The sequence below is a fragment of the Candidatus Protochlamydia sp. R18 genome (genome assembly GCF_000648255.1).
Taxonomy (GTDB): domain Bacteria; phylum Chlamydiota; class Chlamydiia; order Chlamydiales; family Parachlamydiaceae; genus Protochlamydia; species Protochlamydia amoebophila.
In genome coordinates, this window is record NZ_BASL01000598.1 from 1 (window position 1) to 6,914 (window position 6,914).

The window sequence follows — 6,914 nt, forward strand, 5'->3', positions numbered from 1 at the left end:
AAAAACGGGCAATCCTTGCGCTGGATCTTCTCCCAAGGCTATTATTTGTAGTTCTAACAGGCGAGCTAATTTTACAAAGTAAGGTTGATACTCAATTTCTTCAATAAGAATGCACCATTCCAAGTCTGAATAAGGGCAGATCTCTTCTTTGGCTAGGGAACCCATAGCCCGTAAATCATACAAGCAAGGAGGATCTCCTAAAATGGCAATAGCATCCTCGATTAAATTGTGCAGAAAAGAGAGCAAGTACGCAGAAACTTTTCTTTGCAAAGCGCGCACCTCTTCAATCGTAAATTGTTGCGGATTGATTGCCTGATAGTGCTCATGAAAACTTTTGCGAAAATTATTCAATTTTTCTTGATATCTAGCTGTGATAAAACAATTAGTGTGAGAAGGGATATTCCTTAAGTAAGGGAGCATCATTTTATCCAGCCTACCCAAACCACTTGCCTGTATCCGCTCTAACCCCCATGTTTTTACCGTATACAAGGTAACCGCATCCACTTGTTTATAGAATAATTTAATCAAAGCATGCTTTTCACTTGGGCAGCAAATCGGTTCAAATCGTATTTTGAGATTGTTGACCAGTCGTACAACTTGTTCACTATCATTTTTTCCCACCGCTTGTTCTAAACGCTCTTTAAAAACGCCAAGGGATGTTGAAGCGGCTTTGAACAGTCGCGATGTTAAACGCTGAAGATCTGGGGAAGCTACCGAGATGTTTTGAGCTTTTCCTACGTAGTGAAGGGCATTAATAAAAAAAGTTTGTTGTTTATTCTCTTGCCACTCTTGTTTTCCTTTTTTATAATTCCATTTGGCTAATGCAATAGCTAGCATTTGTTGGTTTTCTGCAAAACAAGGGTCAGCTGTCAAATTGAGCAGTAGAATTACAATTTTTTCTACCTCTTGAGGAGCCTCTATCAGAGGAATGAGCGTGAACAGATAATCAAAAATTTTTTCAAGCACCTCTTTTTCTACCTGAGACGGCAAATAAGCCATGAAAACATTTAACTCTTTGACAGCTTGAGAATATTTTTTCTTTGTGATAGCTATCGCAATCGCATCAAGCCTATCTAAATACCGGAAATTTGATGGTTGATCACTAAAGGTTGCTATTGAGAGAGGATGAGTGCTTTGCATGACTTGGCTATCCTTTGATTTAACAAAAATTCACGTTGTAAAAATACTATCAAAAAAAACAGCCAAAACAAATTAAAATTTGAAAAATTTATTACGAAAACTTTATCAATGAAAAGAAAAATTTGATCATAAATATTTAAGCTTTAAATCTATTTTACTGATCAGCCCATCCAAAATTTTATCAAATTAAAAAATAGAAATTTTATTCCATATTTTACTTTTCAATCCCATCTTGCCGTAAATCTTCCAAATTTCCTTCGCAGCCAAGGAATGTCTATTTTGACTTTCCATCTTTTTGTAGCTGAAGCAATAAATGATCGATTACTTATTTTTAGCATGTGCATAGCAAAGATTGTCATTTTCAATTTAATCCACTATATGGTTTTCCAAAGAGTGCAAATAAGCGGGCTGTTGGTTAAGAAAAGATAGGAACGTCAAAAATTAATTGAATTTACGCTCACCTTATCTTTAAATACATACTTTTTGATAATATCTCGAGTTTAAAACTCATTATCTTTAAAACATAAGCTTACTTTTTAAAAGTTTTCACTGATTTATAAAAAGGGCCAGGATTACATGTACTTGGAAGAATTAGAAAAATTGATCGCAAAGGGCGAATCAGAAAACTTAGAGTTTAAAAAACAACTGGACAACGAGGAGAAGCTTCTAAAACAGTTTGTGCTTTGTTGAATGGCCAAGGCAGTTTTGTTTTCTTTGGTATTTCAGATAAAGGAGAAATTATTGGTCAAGATGTGAACGCAAAAACAATTGAGGATATCTCTCTTGAACTTCGTAGAATTGAACCGCCAGCCTTTCCTGAAATTGAAACTGTTGCTGTTGGAAATAATAAGGCAGTTATTGTCATAAGAATAGAAGGAAAACTGGGGACTTATTGCTATGATGGGCGTCCCTATATTCGGCATGGCCCAACGACACAAATCATGCCTCGAATAGAGTATGAAAAGCGTATTTTAAATAAATTTCATGCTCACCGCAGATGGGAAAATGAACTTGCGCTTGATTGGGTGACAATGCAAGATCTTGATGAAGAAGAAATTCAGTTAACACTGGAAAACGCTGTCAAACTAGGACGTATGAGACAACCCTCTCATACAGATTCTGAATCAATTTTAAGGGGTTTAGGACTTTTTGATGGTGGACAACTGATTAATGCAGCTATTGCATTATATGGGAAGAGTAAAAGGCTTTTTTCAAGTTATCCTCAATTATCTATCAGACTTGCCAGATTTAGAGGTTCGGATCGATTAAAGGGGTTTATGGATAACCGAGATTATTGGGGTAACGCTTTTGACTTATTAAAATGAAGTGAGACTTTTTTGCTAGACCATATCCCTATAGCTGGAAGGAGAGTGCCGGGAAAAACTGTTCGAGAAGATTATCCTCTTTATCCCCCTTTAGCACTGAGAGAAGCTGTAGCTAATGCAATATGTCACAGAGATTATACAACTCCGGGAGGATCTGTTGCGATTGGAATGTACGATGATAAACTTGAGATCATCAATCCAGGAATTCTTTATTTTGATATCACGCCCGAGAAATTAATTCGGCCGCACGAATCAAGGCCCTGGAACCCTATTATTGCGAATGTCTTTTATCGTGCAGGAATTATTGAAAAATGGGGCATGGGAACACTAAACATTATAAAATGGTGCAAAGAAAATAGGAACCAAAACCCAATATGGGAAGTTCGATCTCAATCTGTTATCACAACTTTTTTTCCTTCCACTTTTTTTTCTACTGGGAAAAAATTTGATGAACAAGAAAAGTCCATTGATCATTTGAGGCCCGAATCAAGGCCCGAGTCAAGGCCCGAGTCATTAGAAATTGAAGTACTCAATTTGCTTAGAGAAGGACCTCTATCTAAATCAGAAATTTCTAAAAATCTAGGGCATAAACACATTTCTGGAGGGTTAAAAAAAGCACTTCATCAACTGCTGAAACAAGAGAAAATTGTTCAAACAATACCCGAAAAACCCAATAGTAGGCTTCAAAGATACAAATTACACGATTAAAAAACCTAAGCTTAAGAGCTAAAACTTTGGCATTTCAAGGAAAACATAATGCTCGATAGCCGATTAGAATCGAGACATATTTTTAAAGAATCTTTCTCAACTTCTTAAGTTAGGAAGTTATTTATTTAAGAATTCTAAACTGTAGAGCACTACATTTTGAAATTTTGAAGAAATCAAAAAATTTGTGGCACGTACAAACCACTCTTTTTGCAAAGAGTCGGGAGCTTCGACATTGAAGCTTATTGATCTAATTTCTTCAAGATTAATATGTTAACAAAAAATTCTACTTATTGAAAAAGTTGAATCTATCTCATAATAAAGCTTAAATAGATTTAAGTTTGGGTTAAACATAGCTAGACTTCCAGCAAACACGAGGAAGTAAGTCTACATTTGGTTCTAAAGTTTTATTGATACTAGCTTTATGTGGCGTAGCCTAATATACTTGTGCCAACCGTCTATTTAAGTAATTGATCAATAAAGAATTAATGAGTGACTAAACGTATGTCACTTTTAAGGCCGGTCTGTTTGCGATAGCTGTTAGCCAAACTGGCTTTTTCCTGCAGCTGTAATACTATTTTTCATAATGACAGTTTGAACGGCAAAAGAATTGTCTTGTACTGAGCTAAATTTTTTTACATCTGTCACTGTTGTAAAGAGTTTAAAGTTACAAGATGGCAATTCCGAGTGTTCTTCTAAATATTGAATGAAAGGAAAAGTAGAAATCACATGGCTAACTCTTTTTTCTATTTCTAAATTGATGCCTTAGCCTAAAGCATATCAAATTAGCTTGTGCATGATCTAATTTTTTATCAAAAGCAAGCTCGATTATACATAAAAAATTAGGAGCATAGTTGGGCATAATACGGAGAATAAACTATTGAAATAAACGCAAATACAAATCAGGAGCAAATTTTTGTTTATTTAGAACTTGATAATTTAATTAATCATGAATTAATATGGATTCATTTATGAATAAATATTCAATACGATGTAGAGTTACAATGCCAGATAAAAACCAACCTGCAAGATTAGAGGCCATTAAAAAGTTGTTAAGAGAAACATTAATTTCCGATCAAAAAACATTGGTTTCCTTATTAAAAACTCAGTTTGACATCGAAACAAATCAACCAGTCTTATCAAGAGATTTACGTCGATTAGGTGTCTCAAAAAAGGAAATTAATCAAGAAATGTTTTATGCATTGCCTGATTTGGACATTCGAATTGAGCTAATTAAACAGGCGGTAATCGAAATTAAATATAATGAAGCCCTAATTGTTATAAAAACTCACCCTGGGCTTGCTGCTTTCATTGGAGATTATATTGATCAGGAAACTCAACTTGATATTTTAGGGTGTTTAGCTGGTGAGAATGTCGTTTTCATTACATGTCACTCTATTAAAAGTATTCAAAAGACTTATGAAATGATTTGTCAAAAGCTGCATTTCAAAAAGAATGCTTAATAAATGATTTTTAAACTGAATTTAACAATGATTCTAGGATTTTATGAACAATAATTCTCAAGTATTTGCAAAAGAAATTCCACCATTAAAATGGATAAAAATTATTAATGCACTCTTTCTTGTTGCGGGAACTTGCATTGGTGGTGGAATGCTGGCTTTACCCATTTCAAGTAGCGTAGTAGGATTTTGGCCCTCTCTAGTTGTCATGCTTATATCTTGTGGGTTTATGACAATCACCGGATTATTATTTTTGGAAGCAACTTTGTGGATGAAGCAGGAAGCTCATATCATTACCTTGTCCAAAGAATTGCTAAATAAATTTGGACAGGCAGTATGCTGGATTGTTTATTTATTTATCGGATATGCGTCATTAGTAGCCTATACTTCTGGAGCTGGGAAGGAAGTTTCATTCGTTTTGACTGAAATCTTACACATTCCTTTTTCAAGTGCGCTTGGCAGCCTTGTTTTTTTAGTTGCTTTTGGAGGGGTGATTTATTTGGGTTATCATATGGTAGAAAGGGTGAACAGCATTCTATTTATTAGTATGATCACGGCCTATTTATTAATGATCAGTTTAGCGCCCAAAGAAATTAATTTTCATTTATTAGAGAGACAAAATTGGAATGTAAGCCATCTATTTTGTATTGTACCACTCATATTAACAACTTTTAGTTTTCCGGGAATCGTTCCAACTATTGTTCCCTACCTTAATAGGAATGTGAGAGCAATTCGAATCGCTATTATTGGAGGAACGAGTTTAACATTTATCGTTTATTGCATATGGTTATTAATTATTTTTGGGACTGTCCCAAATGAAGGAATTCATGGTCTACAAGAAGCTCTTATTTGTGATATTCCAGCTACAGAATGCTTACATTATGTCATCAAAAATCCCCTGCTGTCTTATGTTGCCCAGTTTTTTGCTTTTTTTGCTCTCGCTACTTCCTTTTTGGGTATTGCTTTAGCGCTTTTTGATTTTTTGTCAGATGGCTTTGGAATTTCTAAAAAAGGAAAAGGAAAGATTTATCTAACCCTGCTAATAGCTCTACCTATTTTATTTTTTGCCATTTACTTTCAAAGAGCATTTATAACGGCTCTTGAACTATCAGGAGGAATTGGAGATACAATTATAAGCGGGATAATTCCAGCTATTATGATATGGAAAGGAAGGGATAAATTTTCTAAACAAGGAGACTATAAGGTAATAGGAGGTAACGTTTTACTTATTTTGATTTGTCTATTCTCTTTTTCTGTTTTAGCTTGTGAAATTTTAAGAAGAGTTTTCATATAAATCAAGAACGTGATCGGATCAGTAAAAAAAAGAGAATTTACTTCTTGCTTTATCATTTTTATAAAAACGTTCGAAGCTCTATAGGTTACTTCAGTCTAACAAAACTGAACAAGTTGTTTATTAATGTCTGGATAATCTTTAATGCCGTTTCCCACCAACTTGACTTTGCTATATTTTCTTGACTTATTGAATTCGTAAATAAAGAAATGTTGTCAGTCTCTTTTTCAACTACGGCTTGTTGATCAAGTTCAGCATTTGTATTTAAACTTTCTTTTACCTTGCATAAAGGAGGTCTAAAATCTCTTAAAAACTGCTCATGGTCATCCATTAACTTTTGCATTTCTTCTTTATGCTTTTGCATCTCTGCTTTATATTCTTGCCTCTCTGCCTTATGCTTTTGCATTAACTCTTCAATTGTCTGAATCGCTGAAACAAGTTCAAGTTGATTAGGACTTTTAGAAAGATTGCTCACCTTCTTCTGAACACCAATTAAACGAGAATTTGTAACAGTTCGTCTTGGTTGGTTTGGTAAAGAATAAGCAGAAGAATACATTGAAGGACTTAAATGTATTGACATATTTAACGATCCTATAATCTTTAAAATAAAATTGCTGCTTTGGAATAGAATAAAAAAACTATGTTTTATTACTAATTTACCAGATCTAGCTAAATAGCTCTATAAATATTTTTTTGATCCGATTAGGATAGAAATCGAATTTTTATACAAACAAATAAGCTAATAGCGATTTATAATCAATCGATTAAAGATAGAAAAAAACAAGTTAATCTGGATTTAAAAAAATATTAACATCCAGATTAACAGCATAAGTATTTTTATTTTTTCTCTGTCTTTGGCCAATATTTTTCTTCTATCTTAACCTTTAAATCTCTTAATTTTCTTTCCTCTGCACTAATTTCTTTAGCAGTTATTGTAGTAGATTGATTAAGGACTTTTTGTTCTTCAGGCGTTAGATTTCTTTTAGAAACAGT

General features: G+C 33.7%; 6 protein-coding genes and 1 pseudogene. 4 read left to right on the plus strand and 3 right to left on the minus strand.

Annotated features, from left to right (window positions below):
• A partial coding sequence (locus TY19_RS00780) for a DUF294 nucleotidyltransferase-like domain-containing protein (protein ID WP_042279118.1) occupies nt 1–1,140 on the minus strand: 1,140 nt, incomplete at its 3' end.
• A gap of 674 nt (nt 1,141–1,814) precedes the next feature.
• Here TY19_RS00780 and TY19_RS11450 point away from each other — a divergent pair.
• Together TY19_RS11450 and TY19_RS11455 are read left to right on the plus strand one after the other, a co-directional pair.
• Nucleotides 1,815–2,465 (plus strand): annotated as a pseudogene (locus TY19_RS11450) (AlbA family DNA-binding domain-containing protein); the annotation flags it as partial.
• Nucleotides 2,466–2,510: 45 nt separating this feature from the next.
• Nucleotides 2,511–3,173: an ATP-binding protein gene (locus tag TY19_RS11455; RefSeq protein ID WP_052354705.1), complete on the plus strand. Its 663-nt coding sequence runs from the start codon at nt 2,511–2,513 to the stop codon at nt 3,171–3,173.
• A gap of 537 nt (nt 3,174–3,710) precedes the next feature.
• Here the strand turns inward: TY19_RS11455 and TY19_RS00790 are convergent.
• Entirely contained in the window at nt 3,711–3,899 is a 189-nt protein-coding gene (locus tag TY19_RS00790) for a hypothetical protein (RefSeq protein WP_042279120.1), read from the minus strand.
• A 242-nt stretch (nt 3,900–4,141) separates the two neighbouring features.
• Here TY19_RS00790 and TY19_RS00795 point away from each other — a divergent pair, with 242 nt between their 5' ends.
• Complete coding sequence (locus TY19_RS00795) at nt 4,142–4,633, plus strand: hypothetical protein (RefSeq protein ID WP_158383085.1); 492 nt, start codon at nt 4,142–4,144, stop codon at nt 4,631–4,633.
• A gap of 43 nt (nt 4,634–4,676) precedes the next feature.
• Complete coding sequence (locus tag TY19_RS00800) at nt 4,677–5,924, plus strand: amino acid permease (RefSeq protein ID WP_042279123.1); 1,248 nt, start codon at nt 4,677–4,679, stop codon at nt 5,922–5,924.
• 85 nt (nt 5,925–6,009) lie between these two features.
• Here TY19_RS00800 and TY19_RS00805 read toward each other — a convergent pair whose 3' ends face one another.
• Entirely contained in the window at nt 6,010–6,501 is a 492-nt protein-coding gene (locus TY19_RS00805) for a hypothetical protein (protein WP_042279125.1), read from the minus strand.
• Nucleotides 6,502–6,914: the final 413 nt, after the last annotated feature.

Coding starts and splice junctions, on each gene's coding strand:
- TY19_RS00800 (WP_042279123.1), top strand. CDS start 4,677: ATGAACAATAATTCTCAAGTATTTGCAAAAGAAATTCCACCATTAAAA.
- TY19_RS00795 (WP_158383085.1), top strand. CDS start 4,142: ATGAATAAATATTCAATACGATGTAGAGTTACAATGCCAGATAAAAAC.
- TY19_RS00805 (WP_042279125.1), bottom strand. CDS start 6,501: ATGTCAATACATTTAAGTCCTTCAATGTATTCTTCTGCTTATTCTTTA.